The organism is Paradevosia shaoguanensis, from assembly GCF_016801025.1.
GTDB classification, from domain to species: domain Bacteria; phylum Pseudomonadota; class Alphaproteobacteria; order Rhizobiales; family Devosiaceae; genus Paradevosia; species Paradevosia shaoguanensis.
In genome coordinates this window covers 4,211,886-4,229,410 of sequence record NZ_CP068983.1, presented here as the reverse complement: position 1 = coordinate 4,229,410, position 17,525 = coordinate 4,211,886, and the positions used below count along the sequence as shown (strand labels likewise).

The window sequence follows — 17,525 nt, the reverse complement described above, 5'->3', positions numbered from 1 at the left end:
GTTACAAGGTCTTTGCGGAAAGGGCAAGGGCAGTTGACGCGCGATCCAAAATCGCATTGATCCTTCGCCATGACAGCATTGAGCAAGCCGCTTCCCTTCGGCATCAAAAGCCGCAACTGGCCGTACTTCCTGCTTGGCCTGGTGGTCGTGCTGGCGCTGCTGGCGCCGATCGACCATGTGGTGTCAGTGACGGCCCATGCCTGGCCGGAACCCTTTGCCGGGTTCTTCGCAACCATCACGGAACTGGGGCTTTCGGACTGGATCCTGATCCCGTCGCTGGCGCTGTTCGTCGTCTGCATGGCGCTGGCGCTGATTTCGCGGCGGGAGCAGTCCAAGGCGGCGCTTTTCCATGCGGCGGGGATGTGGGCGTTCGTCTTCATCGGCGTGGGGCTGCCGGGGCTCGTCGCCAATATCGCCAAGCGGTTGATCGGGCGGGCGCGGCCGGTGGTCTATGACGGCAACGGGACGCTGGCGTTCCAGAGCATCTTCAACGACTGGCAGTTCCAGAGCTTTCCATCGGGGCATTCGACCACGATCTTTGCCTTTGCGATGGTGGTGAGCTTTCTCTGGCCGAAGCTCTTCTGGCCGGCCATCGTGGTGGCGGTGCTAGTGGGCGTGTCGCGACTGGCGGTGGGGATGCATTACCCCACCGACGTCGTGGCGGGCGCGGTGCTGGGGACGATGGGCGCCTATTTCGTGCGGCTCTATTTCGCCCGGCGCGGATGGGTGTTTGCCCGCGCCGCCGACGGGAGCGTCGAGCGGCGCAAGTTCGCGTTGCAGGCGGGCTGACTACTTGCCCAGGTAGCGGTCGAGGCCGGCTTCGAGGTCGCGCTTGAGATCGCCCATGCCTTCAAAACCGATATGCAGGCGGATGAGCGTACCGTCTTCCGCCCACGGCACGGCCGTGCGGATGCGCGTGGGATTGCTGGGGATGCAGAGGCTTTCGTAGCCGCCCCACGAATAGCCCATGCCGAAGAGCTGCATGTTGTCGAGAAAAGCCGCCAGGTTGTCGTGCGACTGCGGATGCAGGATGGCGGCGAAGAGGCTGCCGGAGCCCGAGAAATCGCGCTTGAAGATGGCGTGATCCGGGTGGCTGGGCAGGGCCGGGTGGATGACGCGCTTCACGGCGGGGTGGCCTTCGAGCCACTTGGCCATTTCGAGCGCGCGCTGCTCATGCTCCTTCATGCGCACAGCAAGGGTGCGCAGGCCGCGGGCGATGAGGAAGGCTTCATCGCCACCGGTGAAGAAGCCGAGAAGGGCGCGGGTCCTGGCGACATCGGGCCAGGATTCGGCATTGGCCGAGATGGTGCCGCCGAAGGCGTCGGAATGGCCGACGAACATCTTGGTGGCCGTGTGGATGACGATATCGGCGCCGAGCTTGAGCGGGGAATGGAAGAGGGGCGTGGCCCAGGTGTTGTCGATGAGCACCTTGATGCCGCGCGGCCGGGCGACGGCGGCAATGGCGGGGAGGTCCTGGATCTCGAAGGTCACCGAGCCCGGGCTTTCGGTGAAGATGGCCCTGGTGTTCTCGCCGATGATGTCGGCGATGCCGGCGCCGATGCGCGGATCGTAGAAGCGATGGGTGATGCCCATGCGCGTGAGGAATTGCAGGGCGAAATTGCGTGTCGGGTTGTAGGCGCTGTCGGTGATGAGGACTTCATCGCCCGTCGACAGGCAGCTCAGCAGCGCGACGGTGATGGCGGCGAGACCGGAGGGCACGAGCTGGGTGTCGTGCGCGCCTTCGAGCTCGGTAACGATCTCCTCGACCTGGCGCGTGGTGGGGTTGCCGGCGCGGCCATAGACATAGGGCTGCTGCTCGGATTCGAGCGCCGCCAGATTTTTGAAGAGGACCGTGGAGCCGCGGTAGACGGGCGTGTTGACGAAGCCGAAATGCTCGTCTGGGGTTCGTCCGGTGTGAGTGAGAGTAGTTTCAACGGCTTCCGGGTGAGAGGAGGCGATATCAGTCTTCCGGGGCACCGGCAAAACTCCTGCACAAAAAAAAGTCACGCGCACATTGTGAGTGTTGTTTGCTCACTTTGTGTGTCCAAAACGGGCCATTCCGCTTGACGTGGTGTCGAAATGCCTTTTCGATACTTATCAGCATCCGAACCAACCTCAAAGGTGGCGGTACGCTACGAGTGGACGGGGCAAAACGTCCATCCAATCGGTAAAGACAGGGTCAGGAAACAAAGGCAATAAAGATGCATAAACACATCCTATCGGCCGTAGTTGCGGCCGTACTAGGTGCTACGGCAGTAACCGCCGCCAGCGCAGATACTCTTTCCGACGTAAAGGCTAAGGGCTATATCCAGTGTGGCGTTACCGGTGGCGTTGCCGGCTTTTCAGCACCGGATGCCAATAATAACTGGAGCGGACTGGAAGTCGATTTCTGCCGCGCCGTAGCCTCTGCGATCTTCAACGACCCCTCCAAGGTCCGCTATACGCCGCTGACCTCGCAGGAACGCTTCACCGCGCTCTCGTCCGGTGAAATCGACATTCTCTCACGTACGACCACCTGGACGATGAGCCGCGATACCCAATTGGGCATCAAGTTCATCGGCACTGTGTTCTATGACGGCCAGGGCTTCATGGTGCGCAAGTCGGACGGTATCGCGTCCGCGCTCGATCTCTCCGGCGCCAATATCTGCATCGAGTCGGGCACGACGACGGAACTGAATGCCGCCGACTATTTCGCGGCCAACAACCTCGAATACAAGCCGATCGTCTTCGTCGACCAGGACGAAGTGGTGAAGGCGTTCGAAGACGGGCGTTGCGACGTCTATACGACGGACTCCTCGGCGCTTGCGGCGGAACGCTCCAAGTTCGCCAATCCGGACGACTACATCATCCTGCCGGAAATCATCTCGAAGGAACCCCTCGGGCCGGTGGTCCGCCAGGGCGACGACCTGTGGTTCAACATCAACCGCTGGACGTATTTCGCACTGCTCGAAGCCGAAGAGCTCGGCGTGACGCAGGCCAATGTCGATGAAATGCTGGGATCGGACAACCCGTCGATCAAGCGCCTCCTGGGCGTGGAAGGCGACTTCGGTACGCCGATCGGGCTCACCAAGGACTGGGCCTACCAGATCATCAAGAACATCGGCAATTACGGAGAATCGTTCAACCGGAACGTCGGCCCCGATACGCCGATCGGGCTTGCCCGCGGCTTGAACGCCCTCTGGAAAGACGGCGGCATCCAATACGCCGCTCCAATCCGCTAAGTCGGCAACCGGGCCCGGCCCCTCGAAAAGAGGCGCCGGGCCTTTGCGTCTGATGGGGCCCGTTTCCCCATCGCTTTCGCACCCCGACGAGAGGGAAAATCGCCTATGGCAGTAATCGAGCCCCTGCGGAGCGATCCGCCTCGTACATCCATCGTAAACGACCCGCGCTTCCGCGGTTACTTCTACCAGATCGTGGTCGTGGTGGCCGTGATCCTGTTCTTCGCCTGGATCATCCAGAACACGGTTGCCAACCTCACGGCCCAGAACAAGACGATGGGCTTCGACTTCCTCTGGAAGACGTCAGGCTTCAACGTCAGCTTCTCGCTGTTTCCGTTCGACCGCGCGTCCTATTACTGGGAAGCGTTCCTGGTCGGCATCACCAACACGCTGCTGGTTTCGATCATCGGCATCTTCTTCGCCACGATCGTCGGCTTCATTCTGGGCATAGCGCGGCTGTCCTCGAACTGGATCATCGCGCGGCTCGCGACGCTCTACGTCGAGGTCGTGCGCAACATCCCGCTGCTGCTCCAGCTCTTCTTCTGGTATTTCGCCGTGCTCAAGACCATGCCGGCGGTCAAGCAGAGCCATGTGTTCTTCGAGACGTTCGTGCTCAACCAGCGCGGGCTCTGGGTGCCGCAGCCGTTGCCGGATGCGCGGTTCTGGTGGGTGATCATCGCCGCCGGCATTGCCGTCGTCTTCGGGCTGACGCTGCGGGCCTGGGCGCGCAAGCGGCAGGAGGCGACGGGCGATCGTTTCCCGGTGTTCCTGAGTTTCCTGGCGGTGCTGATCGTGCTGCCGGGCATCGTATGGATGGTGAGCGGGGCGCATCTGGACTGGAACCCGCCGGTACTCAAGGGCTTCAACTATGTGGGCGGCATCGAGCTGCCGCCGGAATTCGTGGCGCTGGTCTTCGGCCTCTCGATCTATACGGCGGCGTTCATCGCAGAGATCGTGCGGGCGGGGATTCTGGCGGTCAACCGCGGGCAGACGGAGGCGGCCGAAGCGCTCGGGCTGCGCGACAACGACCGGCTGCGGCTGGTGGTCATTCCGCAGGCCATGCGGGTGATCATTCCGCCGCTCACCAGCCAGTATCTCAACCTCACCAAAAACTCCTCGCTCGGCGCAGCCATCGGTTTTCCCGAACTGGTCAACGTCTTTACGGGCACGACGCTCAACCAGACGGGGCGGGCGGTGGAGGTGATCGCGCTCACCATGGTGGTCTATCTCACGCTCTCGCTCACCACCTCGGCGATCATGAACTGGTACAATGCGCGCGTAGCGCTGGTGGAGAGGTGAGGCCATGAGCGACGCCATTTTCGTTCGTTCCGAAATCCTTACCCCGCAACGACCGCCGGCCCGCGGGCTGGGCGCATGGGCCTGGGCGCGCAAGCACCTGTTCTCCTCGCCCAGCGACGTGGCGCTGACAGTGGTGGCGGTGGCCTTTGTGCTCTGGGTGATCCCCGGGCTCTACAACTTCTTCATCGGCAATGCGGTGTTCTCGGACCCGGAAGGGCTCAAGGGCGCGGCGTGCCGGTTCGAGAATGTGGGGGCCTGCTGGATCTATATCGCCGACCGCTTCGACTTCTTCATGTTCGGGTTCTACCCGGCCGAAGAATACTGGCGGCCGACGCTGGTCTTCGCGCTGACGGCGATATTGCTGATACCGCTGCTCTGGCCGGGACTGCCGTTCAAGCGCACCAACGCGTTGCTGTTCTTCATCGTGCTGCCGGTGGTGAGCTTTTACCTCCTCATGGGCGGCGCGTTCGGGCTGCCGATCGTGACCACCGAGAAGTGGGGCGGTCTCATGATCACGCTCATCATCTCGATCGTGGGCATTACCTGCTCGATCCCGATCGGCATCCTGCTGGCTTTGGGACGGCAATCGAAGCTGCCGATCATCAAGACGCTCTGCGTGTGCTTCATCGAACTCTGGCGGGCGGTGCCGCTCATCACGGTGCTGTTCATGGCCTCGGTGATGCTGCCGCTCTTCCTGCCGGTGGGGATGACCTTCGACAAGCTGCTGCGTGCGCTGGTCGGCGTGACGCTCTTCGCCTCGGCCTATCTCGCCGAGACGGTGCGCGGCGGGCTTCAGGCGATACCGCGCGGGCAGACCGAGGCGGCTTCGGCGCTCGGGCTCAGCTACTGGAAGCGGATGGGGCTCATCATCCTGCCGCAGGCGCTCAAGCACGTGATCCCGGGGATCGTGAACAACTTCATCGCACTCTTCAAGGATACGTCACTGGTGTACATCGTCGGGCTCTTCGACCTGCTGCGCGCGGTCCAGTCCTCGACGTCGCTGACGGAATGGGCGTCCCCGACACAGGCGGTCACCGGCTATGTCTTTGCCGCGTTCGTCTTCTGGATGTTCTGTTTCTCGATCTCCCGCTATTCCCAATATATGGAACGGCGGCTCGACACCGGCCACAAGAGGTAAGGCTCATGTCTCTTTCAGATACGACTGTCGATCACGAGATCGATCGCAGCCACATGAATGTGTCGGATACCGACGTGGCCGTCGAAATCATCGGCATGAACAAGTGGTTCGGCGATTTCCACGTGCTGCGCGACATCAACCTCAAGGTGATGCGCGGGGAGCGAATCGTCATCGCCGGGCCCTCGGGCTCGGGTAAATCCACGCTGATCCGCTGCATCAACCGGCTCGAGGAACACCAGACGGGGCAGGTGATCGTCAACGGGGTGGAACTCACCTCGGACCTCAAGCGGGTCGACGAGGTGCGGCGCGAGGTGGGGATGGTGTTCCAGCACTTCAATCTCTTCCCGCACCTGACGATCCTGCAGAACCTGACGCTGGCGCCGATCTGGGTGCGCGGCATTCCCAAGGCCCAGGCCGAGGAAACCGCGATGCATTACCTGGAGCGGGTCAAGATTCCCGAGCAGGCGCGGAAGTTTCCGGGCCAACTCTCGGGCGGCCAGCAGCAGCGCGTGGCGATTGCCCGGTCACTGTGCATGAACCCCAAGATCATGCTGTTCGACGAGCCGACATCGGCGCTCGACCCGGAAATGATCAAGGAAGTGCTGGAGGTGATGGTGGGCCTCGCCGAGGATGGGATGACCATGCTCTGCGTGACGCACGAAATGGGTTTCGCGCGGCAGGTGGCCAATCGCGTGATCTTCATGGACCAGGGGCAGATCATCGAGCAGAACGAGCCGGAGGCGTTCTTCTCGAGCCCGCAGCATGAGCGGACGAAGCTGTTCCTGAGCCAGATTCTGCACTAGCGACGCCGGAAATGCCGGTGGGCAACAGGGCGCTTACGCCTTGACCCACCGGTCTTCCATGCCAATATGGCCGACAAGTTAGGAGCGGCCGCCGGCCGGCTTTGTTTGGTTCCTGTCGAGTCATTGCTGAAATCGGCTGCGGCGCGCCTGGTCGGCGCGCTGTTCGCTTTGGGGTGTCTGGTCCTGCCGGCGCTGGCCGCCGATCCGGGGCCGACGCTCAAGACGGTGCGCGAGCGCGGACATCTGATCTGCGCGGCCAGCCGGGCGCTGCCGGGCTTCGCACAGATGGCGGACGGGGCCTGGTCGGGCTTCGACGTCGATCTCTGCCGCGCGGTGGCGGCGGCGGTGCTCAACGATCCCAACAAGGTGGAATTTCGTGCGCTGGGCGGAGACAGCCGGTTTGCGCTGCTGCAGACAGGCCAGGTCGACATGCTTTCGCGCAATGCACCCTGGACGCTCAAGCGCGATACCGGGTTCGGCGCGAGCTATGTGACGACCATGTTCTTCGATGGCGAAGCCTTCATGGTGCCGCAGAGCCTGGGCGCGGTTTCGGCCTACGAGCTCGACAACGTATCGGTGTGCCTGATCGACGGCAGCGACGAGCAGATCGCGGTGCGCGACTTCTTCTTTGAAAATCAGGCGAGCTATACCGAGGTGCTGTACCAGGACCTCGAAGACCTGGGCGTGGCCTATCGCTCGGGGCTGTGCGACGCGGTGGCGGCGCCGGCGCGCTGGCTCAACGCCATCCGCCGCAGCCTGCCGGAACCCGCAACGCATCGCATCCTGCCCGAACGCATCACCAAGGAGATGATCGGGCCGGTGGTGCGCGAGGGCGACGAGCAATGGTTCGAGATCGTGCGCTGGACGATGTTCGCGATCATCGAGGCGGAGGAGTTGGGGATCACGTCGCGGAATATCGAATCCATGTCGACGGTGAACAATCCGGCGATCAAGCGGCTCCTGGGCCTCGAAGGGGATTTCGGGACGGCGCTGGGGCTGGACCCCAAGTTCATGTCGCGGGTGATCGGGGCGGTCGGGAACTATGCCGAGCTCTATGAGCGCAATTTCGGGCCACAGACGGGGGCTTCGCTCTCGCGCGGGCAGAACTCGCTTTGGACGAATGGCGGCCTGCTGTATGCGCCGCCGGTAAGGTGAGCGCGAGGGCGTTTCTCACCTAAGAGCAATTCAGGGTTGAACCGTTCTCCTGGCCCCGGCGTTTGCCGGGGAGGAGAGTTGGGTTGCGGCCTTGAGGTTTCCTCTATCGCTCTGCGCCGGGCGAGTTGCCTATTCCGCGAACAGCAGGCTCACGCGGCGGTTCATCGAGCCCTTCTTTTCAATCTTGCCCAGCTTGAGGGGACCGATTTCGGCGGTGGTGGCGACGTGGGTGCCGCCGCAGGGCTGGAGGTCGACCGAGCCAATGCGGACGAGGCGGACGCGGCCCTGACCCATGGGGGGCTTCACGTTCATCGTCTTGATGAGGTCGGGGTTGGCGGCCATTTCCTCATCGGTGATCCATTCGGTGGTCACGGCGTGGTTGGCGGAGACGAAGTCGTTGAGGCGAGCTTCGAGGGCGTCGAGGTCGGAGGGGACTTCGGGCATGTCGAAATCGAGACGGCCCTTGTCGGCCCCGACCGAGCCGCCGGTGACCGGGAAGGGGAAGGCGACCGAGAGCAGGTGCAGGGCGGTGTGCATGCGCATCAGCCGGTAGCGGCGATCCCAATCGAGGTTGAGGCGGAGCGTGTTGCCGATGCGAAGCTGCGGCTGGTCGGCGGCGGGGACGTGGACGATGGCGGTCTTGTCGCCATCGGGGTGAACGGCGGTGGCGATGCTGAGCGTCGTGCCGTCGTCGCCTTCGATGGTGCCGCTGTCGCCGGGCTGCCCGCCGGACGTGGCGTAGAAGATGGTGCGGTCGAGCACGATGCCGCCTTCGGGCGTGAGGGCGGTGACCGTCGCCTCGGCGGATTTGAGATAGGCATCGTCGCGGAACAGGAACTGCGTCATCGAAAGAAAACGTCCAGTTTATAGAATCGGCGAGAAGAGACGCGCGGCGTGCCCGATGAAGCGTTGCAGCCAGGGCTGGGCGCGTACATCCTCCAGCCTGGTTTCGTGGGACGCGGCGAAGTCTGCGTCAAGCATTCTATCCACCGCGGCGATCATATCGGGGTGGGTGAACCAGAGGGTGCACTCGAAATTGATGGTGAAGGAGCGGTTGTCGAAGTTGACCGTGCCGACCCCGGCAATGGTGTCGTCGACGAGGATGATCTTCTCGTGCAGGAAGCCCGCCAGGTAACGGTAGACCGAGATGCCGTGTCCGATCATCTGGTCGGCGTGGGAATTGCTGGCGAGCCAGACGAGGATGTGATCGGGCTTCTTGGGCAGCAGGAGACGCACTTCGACGCCGCGCAGGGCGGCGGCGTAGAGGGCGGTCTGCACGTCGAGGCCGGGCACGAAATAGGGGCTGACGATCCAGAGACGCTTGCGGGCGCGGGCGATGACTTCGGTAAAGGCGATGGCGCAGCCTTCGAGCTTGTCGGCGGGGCCGGTGGGCATGACGAGGACCGGCTGGTCGCCGGGCATTTCGACATCGTCGGGCATGGTGGCGACGAGGCGTTCGCCGGTGGCCCATTCCCAATCCTCGCGGAACACAAGGCTGACGGCGAGCGCGGCAGGGCCGGTGACGTGGACCTGGGTATCGCGCCAATGGCCGAAGCGCGGGTCTTCGCCAAGATATTCGACGCCGACATTGTGGCCGCCGACCCAGGCCTCCTTGCCATCCACGCTCACCACCTTGCGGTGGCTGCGGTAGTTGATGCGGGTGGGGCCGTAGATCCTGAGGAACGGGTGGCGCTGGTTGAAGGAGGCGACCTGGACGCCGGCATCGCGCAGGCGCTGGAGATAGGCGAGGGGCAGGCCGTTGCTGCCGACATCGTCATAGAGGATACGGACGGTGACGCCGGCGCGGGCGCGCTCGATGAGGAGTTCGGCCAGCTGCTGGCCGAGGCGGTCGTCGCGGATGATGTAGAACTGGATGAGGATATAGTCCTGCGCCCGGCGGATGCCGGCGAAGATCGAGGCGAAGGTGGCTTCGCCATCGATGAGGAGTTCGGTGTCGTTGCCGCGCAGGAAGGGCATCTGCGCGACATTGGCGAGGACCGGCCACTGACTGGTCGTTTCGGGATCGGTGAGCTTGAGCGCCGCGGCCTGCTCTGCGCGCGCCCGGCGGCCGCTATGGGTCTGGACGGTGTCGTAGTCGTCGAAGAGCTTCCAGCCGAAGATCAGGTAGAGGAAGGCCGTGGGGAACGGCAGCATGATCAGAGAGAGCAGCCAGGCGATGGAGCCCTGCGAGGTGCGCGAGTTCATCACCTCGCGGATGGCGCAGGCGGCGGCCAGCAGGAAGTTGGCAGCCAGGAACCAGGCGACGATGTCCAGATGCTCGAAGAAGACGGCCAGCGGCGCGCCGCTCATGCTTCGGCCGGTTCGAACACTGTGGCGATGTCGATACTGGGTTCGCGTTCGAGCCAGGCGGGCACGGGAAGGTCCTTGGCGCGCAGGAAGGCCGGGTTGAAGAGCTTGGACTGGTAGCGGTTGCCGTAGTCGGCGAGGATGGTGACGATGGTCTTGCCCGGGCCGAGTTCGCGCGCCATGCGGACGGCGCCGGCGATGTTGATGGCGCTGGAGCCGCCGAGGCAGAGGCCTTCATGCTCGAGGAGATCGAAGACGTAGGGCAGGGCCTCCGCGTCCGGAATCTGGAAGGGCATGTCGACCTTGAGGTCCCTGATATTGGCGGTGATGCGGCCCTGGCCGATGCCCTCGGTGATCGAGTTGCCGGAGGATTTGAGTTCACCGGTCGTGTAGTAGCTGTAGAGCGCGGCGCCCTCGGGGTCGGCGAGGCCGATCTTGATGTCGGGATCGCGCTCGTTGAGCGCTATGGCGATGCCGCCCAGCGTGCCGCCAGAGCCGACCGCGCAGATGAAGCCATCGAGCTTGCCGTCGAAGGCGTCGTAGATTTCGGGGCCGGTGGTTTCGACATGGGCCTGGCGGTTGGCGACATTGTCGAACTGGTTGGCCCAGATGGCGCCGCCCGCGAGCTCCTTGTCGAGCTGTTCGGCGAGGCGGCCGGACACCTTGATGTAGTTGTTGGCGTTCTTGTAGGGCTTGGCCGGGACCTCGATCAGCTCGGCACCGTAGAGGCGGAGGGCGTCCTTCTTCTCCTGGCTCTGCGTGTCGGGGATGACGATGACGGACTTGTAGCCGAGCGCGTTGGCAACGAGGGTGAGGCCGATGCCGGTATTGCCGGCGGTGCCTTCCACGATCGTGCCGCCCGGGCGCAGGGCGCCGCGCCTGACGGCGTCCTGGATGATATAGAGCGCAGCCCTGTCCTTGACCGATTGACCGGGGTTGAGGAACTCCGCCTTGCCCCAGATTTCGCAGCCCGTCATGTCGGACACGCGGTTGAGGCGGATGAGAGGCGTGTTGCCAATGGCGGAGATCAGGTCTTTGTGCTTGGTCATATGGCTTGCCGTGTTTGGATCGATGGGATGGTAAGGACGGTGGACGAGCCAAACAAGGCCCAAGTCCTCTAAAAGCCATGGCTTTTCCGTTCGTTCCATCGGGCCGGGAAAGATCGGCTCCAATCGCGCGATTTGGCGCAAAAGCTACCCGCGGCTGCTGAGCGATCAGCGCCGCCGGGGCTTGGATGGGCTGAAAAACTTTTCTGCCAAAGCGTGCCGCGCGCATGGCTACATTTTGATGACAGCACGATCGGCAAGATAGGCGCCCAAGAGGGGCGCATGGCGCGCAAACGCCCGCGAATGCTGAGGTTTCGGGCCTCCAGCTTGTCTTGTTCCGCTTGTTCGATGGGGCATATTTGCTCGCGCTCCACAACCGGAATGTCGCCAGATGACCATCGTGAACGCCAGGCTTTCGCACCTGCAGGCGCTTGAGGCGGAAAGCATCGAGATCTTCCGCGAGGTGGCGGCCAGCTTCGAGCGGCCGGTGATGATGTATTCGATCGGCAAGGATTCCTCGGTGCTGCTGCACCTGGCGCGCAAGGCGTTCTATCCGAGCCGCATTCCCTTTCCGCTCCTCCATATCGACACGACCTGGAAGTTCCGCGAGATGATCGCCTTCCGCGACCGGATGGCGGAGGAGTATGGCTTCGAACTGCTGGTGCACACGAACCAGGACGGCCTGGCCAACAATATCAACCCGTTCGAGCATGGCTCGGCGCGCTATACCGACATCATGAAGACGCAGGCGCTGCGGCAGGCGCTGAGCGCGGGCCAATATGATGCGGCGATCGGCGGAGCGCGGCGCGACGAGGAGAAATCGCGCGCCAAGGAGCGCATCTTCTCGCACCGCAACGCGCAGCATGCCTGGGACCCGAAGAACCAGCGGCCGGAATTGTGGCGGGTGTTCAATACGCGGCTGGCGCCGGGCGAGAGCATGCGGGTGTTCCCGCTCTCCAATTGGACCGAGCTCGACATCTGGACCTACATCTATTCCGAGCAGATCCCGATCGTGCCGCTCTATTTCGCCAAGCCGCGTCCTGTGGTCGAGCGGCTGGGGGCGCTCATCATGATCGATGACGGGCGCTATCCGCTGCTCGACGGCGAGGTGCCGCGCGAGGAATCGGTGCGGTTCAGGACGCTGGGCTGCTACCCGCTGACCGGCGCCATCCGCTCGAGCGCGAACGACTTGCCTTCGGTCATCATGGAAATGCAGGCCAGCCGGACCTCGGAACGCGAGGGGCGGCTGATCGACAGCGACCAGGCCGGCTCCATGGAAAAGAAGAAGCAGGAAGGCTATTTCTGAATTGAGCAATCTCGCCGAAGCGGTCGCCACGCCCGATACCGATCTCGACCTGTGGCTCGAACAGCAGACCGGCAAGGGGCTGCTGCGCTTTCTCACCTGCGGGAGCGTCGACGACGGCAAATCCACGCTGATCGGGCGGTTGCTCTATGACAGCCAGTTGATCCTGGACGACCAGCTCGCATCGCTGCGGCGCGAGAGCCGGAACCGGACTTCGGGCGAAGAGGGTATCGACTTCTCGCTGCTGGTGGATGGGCTTGCGGCCGAGCGCGAGCAGGGGATCACGATCGACGTGGCCTACCGGTTCTTCTCGACCGACAAGCGCAAGTTCATCGTGGCCGACACGCCGGGGCATGAGCAGTATACGCGCAACATGGCGACGGGCGCCTCGAACGCGGACGTGGCGCTGCTGCTGGTCGATGCGCGCAAGGGATTGCTGACGCAGACGCGGCGGCACAGCTTCATTCTCTCGCTGATCGGCGTGCGGCACGTGGTGCTCGTGATCAACAAGATCGACCTCGTCGATTACGATCCGGATGTGTTCGCGGCCATCGAGAGCGCCTATCGCAGCTTCGCCGAACCGCTGGGGTTCAAGTCGCTGCAGGCAATACCGGTGTCGGCGTTGCGGGGGGACAATATCCTCAAGCCCAGCGCGCGGACGCCCTGGTATCAGGGACCGCAACTGGTGCCTTATCTCGAAGAGATTGACGTGAACGAGGATCGCACGATCCAGCCGTTCCGCTTTCCGGTGCAATGGGTCAATCGCGCCAGCCTCGACTTCCGTGGTTTTTCGGGGACGCTGGCTTCGGGAACGGTGGCAGTCGGCGACGAAGTGCTGGTGGCGGCGTCGCGCAAGCCGGCCACGATCGCACGGATCGTCACGATGGATGGCGACCTGCATCGGGCTATCGCCGGGCAGTCGGTGACGCTCGTGCTCGACCGCGAGATCGATGTTTCGCGCGGCGATGTGCTGACGCATGCCGGCGCGGTGCCGGAATACTCCAACCAGTTCCAGGCGCGCGTGGTGTGGATGCAGGACGAGCCGGCGTTCCACGGGCGCTCCTATCTCATCAAGGTCGGCTCGCAGGTGGTGCCGGGAACGATCACGGGCATCAAATACCGGACCAACGTCAATACGCTGGAGCGGACGGCAGCGACGAAGCTGGAGCTCAACGAAGTGGGCACGGTGACGATCGCGACGGACAAGCCGATCGCCTTCGATCCCTATGCGGAGAACGGGCAGACCGGCGCCTTCATCCTCATCGACCGGCTGAGCAATGCGACGCTCGGGGCAGGGGTGATCGATTTCGGGCTCAGGCGGGCGCAGAACCTCTCGTACCAGGAATTCGACGTGAACCGGCAGGTGCGTGCCGACCTCAAGGGCCAGGAGCCGCGCATCGTGTGGTTTACCGGGCTATCGGGCTCGGGCAAGTCGTCGGTGGCCAACCTTGTCGAGAAGCGGCTGACGGCCGAGGGGCGGCACGCCTATATCCTCGATGGCGACAATGTGCGGCACGGACTCAACAAGGACCTGGGCTTCACCGAGGCGGATCGCGTGGAGAATATCCGGCGCGTGGCCGAGGTGGCGCGGCTGATGGCCGATGCAGGGCTGATCGTGCTGGTGTCGTTCATCTCGCCGTTCCGCAACGAGCGGCGGCTGGCGCGGGAGGTGGCGGGGGACGTCGCGTTCTCGGAGATCTACGTGAATACGCCGCTGGAGGTGTGCGAGGCGCGGGACCCGAAGGGGCTCTATGCGCGGGCGAGGCGAGGCGAGATCAAAAATTTTACGGGGATCGACAGCCCGTTCGAGGCGCCGGACAGCCCGGATGTGGTGCTGGAGGGGGCGAGGCATGAGCCCGTGGAGCTGGCGGCGGAGCTTTATGAGAGGTTGTTTCGGTAGGGGGTGAAGCCACCTCCAACCCATCTCATACCGACCGCTCACCCATTACTGAACTTCCCCGGGCGAAGACCTGGGGCCCACGGATACCTCCGCTCGGGTGGATCGGTGCAATAGGCCCCGGGTCTTCGCCCGGGGAAGTGCGGTGGTGGGGACGGTTAGGTGGGACATCCTGCGCCGGTGCCACCTGACCCCGAAACGACGCTCAGTTTCGCAGCATCAGCTTGATGATGAAGCCGATGACGGTGACGGTGAGGACGCCGGCCAGCCAGAGGCCGACGAACCAGAGCAGGCGATGGCCGACTTCGCGGGCGGCCATCAGTGGTAGCCCTCTTCGGGATCGATCTTGCCGCGGAACACCCAGTAGGCGTAGCCGGTATAGAGCAGGATGATCGGGATCAACACCGAGGCGCCGACGAGCAGGAAGCTCAACGAGGCATCGGGCGCGGCCGCATCCCAGATCGTGAGGGCACCCGGCACGATATAGGGATAGAAGCTGATGCCGATGCCGGCGAAGCTGAGGACGAAGAGCCCGAGGGCCGCGAGGAACGGCTGCAGGTGCTTGTCGGTCCGCAGGCCGTGCCAGAGCGCGAAGGCGCAGATGGCCAGCAGCAGCGGCACGAAGGCCGAGAAGAAGGCCGTGGGCCAGCTGAACCAGCGCTCGAAGTAGATCGCGTTGATGAACGGCGTCCAGAGGCTGACGATGCCGATGAGCGCGAGCGTGCCGACGCCGGTGACCATGGCGATGCGGCGGGCTTTTTCCTGCAGCTCGCCATGGGTCTTGAGGTTGAGCCAGGTGGCGCCGAGCAGGGAATAGCCGACGACGACGGCAACGCCCGTGAGGAGGCTGAACGGGGTCAGCCAATCCCACCAGCCGCCGGCATAGCTGCGATCGACGATCTTGATGCCCTGAACGAGCGCACCGAGCGCAATGCCCTGCATGAAGGCCGCGACCAGCGAGCCGACGAAGAAGCCGACATCCCAGTAGATGGAGCCGCGCGTCGTGCGCCAGCGGAACTCGAAGGCGACGCCACGGAAGACCAGCGCCAGCAGCATGAGGATGATGGGCATGTAGAGAGCCGGCAGCACGGTGGCATAGGCCACGGGGAAGACGGCCAGCAGGCCGCCGCCGCCGAGGACGAGCCAGGTCTCGTTGCCGTCCCAGACCGGGGCGACGGAATTGGTCATCACGTCGCGGTCGCGTCGGTTGGGGAAGAGCGGGAAGAGGATGCCCACGCCCAGGTCGAAGCCATCGAGGATGACATAGGCGAGGACGGCGATGGCGATCAGGGCCGCCCAGATGAATGCGAGATCAAGCACCATGTCCGCCTCCCATGGGCGCACCCTGCACCGGGCCGGGCGTGATGCCGGCCGCGCGGTTCGGCGCGCGTTCGAGCTCGTGATCCTCCACTTCGGGCGGGCGGCGCATCAGGCGGAGCATGTAGAAAATGCCGGCGCCGAAGACGAGGAAATAGACGATGATGAAGGTGAGGAGCGATGCGCCCACGGCCGGCGCCGCGATCGGGGACAGGGAGTCCTCGGTTCGGAGCAGGCCATAGATCGTATAGGGCTGACGGCCGACTTCGGTGGTGTACCAGCCGGCGAGCACGGCGACATAGCCCGATGGGCCCATGACGAGCGCGGCGCGCTGGAGCCAGGTGCTCTGGTAGAGCGTGCCGCGGAAGCGCGCCCAGAGCGACCAGAGGCCGACGCCGAGCATAAGGAAGCCCAGGCCCACCATGAGGCGGAAGGTGAAGAAGGGGATTAAGGCGCCGGGGCGCTGGTCGCGCGGCCATTCCTTGAGGCCCTTCACCTCGCCATCGAGCTGGTGGGTGAGGATGAGCGAGCCGAGATAGGGGATCTCGATGGCGTAGCGCGTGACCTCGGCCTCGTCGTCGGGGATGCCAAAGAGGATGAGCGGAGCGCCCTGGTGGGTTTCGAAATGGCCTTCCATCGCCGCGATCTTGGCCGGCTGGAATTCGAGGGTGTTGAGGCCGTGCAGGTCGCCGACGCCGATCTGGATCGGGGTGACGATGGCAGCCATCCACATGGCCATCGAGAACATGATGCGCGCCTGGCGGTTCTCGCGGTTGCGCAGCAGATGATAGGCGCCGACCGCGCCGACGGTGAAGGCCGTCGTCAGGTAGGCGGCGAGGACGGTATGGACCAACCGGTAGGGGAAGGACGGATTGAAGATGATCGCCATCCAGTCCGTGGGCACCAACTGACCGTTGGCCGACGGCGCGAAACCAGCCGGCGTCTGCATCCAGCTATTGGCGGCGAGGATCCAGGTTGCGGAGATGAGCGTGCCGACGGCCACCATGAGGGTGGCGAAGAAGTGCAACTCCTTGCCTACGCGCTTGAGGCCGAAGAGCATGATGCCCAGGAAACCGGCCTCGAGGAAGAAGGCGGTGAGGACCTCGTAGCCCATCAGCGGCCCGATGATCGGGCCAGCCTTGTCGGAGAAACCAGCCCAGTTGGTACCGAACTGGTAGCTCATGACGATGCCGGAAACGACGCCCATGCTGAAGGTGACCGCGAAGATCGTCTTCCAGTATTCGAAGAGCTTGAGGTACGCGTTGTCTTTCTTGATCAGCCAAAGAGCTTCGAGCACCGCTAGGAAACTGGCGAGGCCGATCGAGAAAGCCGGGAAAACGAAGTGGAATGATACCGTGAAGGCAAATTGAAAGCGCGCCAGGAGTTCTGCGCTCAAGCCGGCAAACATCGGGACACTCCGTTCTGATGGCTTTGCAAGAGGTTAGTCCTGTTTGCGGGATTTGGCGACTACCAGCCACGTGGCGCATTGGCGCGCGTCTGACTGGCGCGCGACATCGTGCCGCCAGATGCTTCCACGTGAAGTCGAAGGCCGATTTTCGCCGAGTCGAGTCGTTCACACTGCAAGGAAAAGTGGGAAATCACGGCGTACCAGCCACAATTGGGTGCGCGAAAACATGGTAAATTCGTGAGGCTTCTTCACGTCTTAGGTGAATGGCATATCCTGCTATATACTAGCATATAGTCAGGTATGTCACAAAGCCGCCTTACATGTGGCGGCGCCGCAACATCTGGCAAAAAGGCTGAGAATTGGGTTGCAGAGCTATTTTATAGCCCGTGCGCTTCTGCAATTATCCGGGTGTGGTTTTAAGAGTTCTGTGGGGAGCTTCGCCTAGACCGTTCGATCTCTCGCCGTGGGGGCACTGGTAGCAAATCGGCACGCTTTTCGTGTTCGGCACGTCAGCTGAGCGGCGGAAGGTGTGTTATGCGCCATAGAGGGATTGAGGTTGCCGGCCGACTCTCCGGAAATCTGATATCACCTATGGGCAGCGGTCCTGCCGGGGGAGAGTGGCGCCGAATAGCGG

14 protein-coding genes are annotated in these 17,525 nt (G+C 63.5%); 8 read left to right on the top strand and 6 right to left on the bottom strand.

Translation table 11 applies throughout. The annotated features are described in order from the left end of the window. The first annotated feature begins 69 nt into the window (after positions 1–69). Entirely contained in the window at positions 70–789 is a 720-nt protein-coding gene (locus tag JNE37_RS20520) for a phosphatase PAP2 family protein (RefSeq protein WP_203064622.1), read from the top strand. Here JNE37_RS20520 and metC read toward each other — a convergent pair whose 3' ends face one another. After that, positions 790–1,977 carry a cystathionine beta-lyase gene (gene metC, locus JNE37_RS20515; RefSeq protein WP_246513388.1) on the bottom strand — a complete coding sequence of 396 codons (1,188 nt, stop codon included), beginning with the start codon at positions 1,975–1,977 and terminating at the stop codon, positions 790–792. It lies immediately after the preceding gene. 224 nt (positions 1,978–2,201) lie between these two features. Here metC and JNE37_RS20510 point away from each other — a divergent pair, with 224 nt between their 5' ends. The 5 genes from JNE37_RS20510 (at position 2,202) to JNE37_RS20490 (ending at position 7,613) form a co-directional block, all read left to right on the top strand. Continuing rightward, complete coding sequence (locus JNE37_RS20510; protein WP_035037460.1) at positions 2,202–3,221, top strand: amino acid ABC transporter substrate-binding protein; 1,020 nt, start codon at positions 2,202–2,204, stop codon at positions 3,219–3,221. A gap of 105 nt (positions 3,222–3,326) precedes the next feature. Continuing rightward, on the top strand, positions 3,327–4,517 hold the full coding sequence (locus tag JNE37_RS20505; protein ID WP_081899727.1) for an amino acid ABC transporter permease: 1,191 nt from the start codon (positions 3,327–3,329) through the stop codon (positions 4,515–4,517). 4 nt (positions 4,518–4,521) lie between these two features. Continuing rightward, entirely contained in the window at positions 4,522–5,655 is a 1,134-nt protein-coding gene (locus JNE37_RS20500; RefSeq protein ID WP_203064621.1) for an amino acid ABC transporter permease, read from the top strand. A 5-nt stretch (positions 5,656–5,660) separates the two neighbouring features. Beyond that, positions 5,661–6,458, top strand: a complete 798-nt coding sequence (locus JNE37_RS20495) for an amino acid ABC transporter ATP-binding protein (protein ID WP_281394924.1) — start codon at positions 5,661–5,663, stop codon at positions 6,456–6,458. A gap of 123 nt (positions 6,459–6,581) precedes the next feature. After that, complete coding sequence (locus JNE37_RS20490; protein WP_203064620.1) at positions 6,582–7,613, top strand: amino acid ABC transporter substrate-binding protein; 1,032 nt, start codon at positions 6,582–6,584, stop codon at positions 7,611–7,613. A gap of 129 nt (positions 7,614–7,742) precedes the next feature. Here JNE37_RS20490 and JNE37_RS20485 read toward each other — a convergent pair whose 3' ends face one another. Genes JNE37_RS20485 through JNE37_RS20475 form a run of 3 tightly spaced genes read right to left on the bottom strand, consistent with a single transcriptional unit; the run spans position 7,743 to position 10,969 of the window. Then, positions 7,743–8,459, bottom strand: a complete 717-nt coding sequence (locus JNE37_RS20485) for an alanyl-tRNA editing protein (protein ID WP_203064619.1) — start codon at positions 8,457–8,459, stop codon at positions 7,743–7,745. A gap of 18 nt (positions 8,460–8,477) precedes the next feature. Further along, positions 8,478–9,923: a cardiolipin synthase gene (gene cls, locus JNE37_RS20480; RefSeq protein ID WP_203064618.1), complete on the bottom strand. Its 1,446-nt coding sequence runs from the start codon at positions 9,921–9,923 to the stop codon at positions 8,478–8,480. Further along, positions 9,920–10,969 carry a cysteine synthase A gene (locus JNE37_RS20475; RefSeq protein WP_203064617.1) on the bottom strand — a complete coding sequence of 350 codons (1,050 nt, stop codon included), beginning with the start codon at positions 10,967–10,969 and terminating at the stop codon, positions 9,920–9,922. The genes cls and JNE37_RS20475 overlap by 4 nt, the downstream gene beginning before the upstream one ends. A 388-nt stretch (positions 10,970–11,357) precedes the next feature. Between JNE37_RS20475 and cysD the strand changes: the two genes are divergently transcribed. Together cysD and cysN are read left to right on the top strand one after the other, a co-directional pair. Continuing rightward, a complete protein-coding gene (gene cysD, locus JNE37_RS20470; protein ID WP_035037474.1) occupies positions 11,358–12,272 on the top strand; it encodes a sulfate adenylyltransferase subunit CysD in 915 nt (304 codons plus the stop codon). A gap of 1 nt (position 12,273) precedes the next feature. After that, positions 12,274–14,169: a sulfate adenylyltransferase subunit CysN gene (cysN, locus tag JNE37_RS20465; RefSeq protein ID WP_203064616.1), complete on the top strand. Its 1,896-nt coding sequence runs from the start codon at positions 12,274–12,276 to the stop codon at positions 14,167–14,169. 315 nt (positions 14,170–14,484) lie between these two features. Here the strand turns inward: cysN and cydB are convergent, their stop codons facing one another. Both cydB and JNE37_RS20455 read right to left on the bottom strand, forming a co-directional pair. Further along, the gene (gene cydB, locus JNE37_RS20460) at positions 14,485–15,489 is read right to left on the bottom strand and encodes a cytochrome d ubiquinol oxidase subunit II (RefSeq protein ID WP_203064615.1); all 1,005 of its coding nucleotides are present in this window, start codon (positions 15,487–15,489) and stop codon (positions 14,485–14,487) included. Next, positions 15,479–16,891: a cytochrome ubiquinol oxidase subunit I gene (locus JNE37_RS20455; RefSeq protein WP_203064614.1), complete on the bottom strand. Its 1,413-nt coding sequence runs from the start codon at positions 16,889–16,891 to the stop codon at positions 15,479–15,481. Before JNE37_RS20455 ends, cydB begins: the two co-directional genes overlap by 11 nt. Between the last annotated feature and the right edge of the window lie 634 nt (positions 16,892–17,525).